Genomic DNA, 428 nt, shown 5'->3' on the forward strand with positions numbered 1-428 from the left:
GTCTATTACAGGTCATTTGTTGATCGGTCAGTCGAGGGTTGCCGGTGCAAACGGTCAACTGCAGGGCATCAACGCCGCGACGGTCGAGCCGCTATCGCCAGTGTTCGGTGGCGCCAGCCTGGGTGATCTCGAGGTCGCCTGCGCCTTGGCGGACGCGGCGCTCGACAACTACCGCGAAACCATGCCCGAGGTCCGGGCGGTGTTTTTGCAAACCATCGCCCGCCACATCCTGGCGCTGGGTGACGCACTGATCGAGCGCTGCATGGCCGAAACCGGTCTGCCTCGCGGGCGAGTCGAAGGCGAACGCGCCCGCACTGTCGGCCAGCTAGCGCTGTTCGCATCGGCTGTTCGCGAGGGTAGCTTCCTAGGGGTACGTATTGACCCGGCAATCCCCGCCCGCACGCCGCAAGCCCGCGCAGATATTCGAC

At 65.0% G+C, this 428-nt stretch carries 1 pseudogene; it reads left to right on the top strand.

Going from position 1 to position 428, the window contains the following annotated elements:
• Positions 1–19: 19 nt before the first annotated feature.
• Positions 20–428 (top strand): annotated as a pseudogene (locus tag EOA19_RS35115) (aldehyde dehydrogenase (NADP(+))); the annotation flags it as partial.

Origin of the sequence: Mesorhizobium sp. M7A.F.Ca.US.010.02.1.1, assembly GCF_004023085.1 — a bacterium.
Lineage (GTDB): Bacteria > Pseudomonadota > Alphaproteobacteria > Rhizobiales > Rhizobiaceae > Mesorhizobium.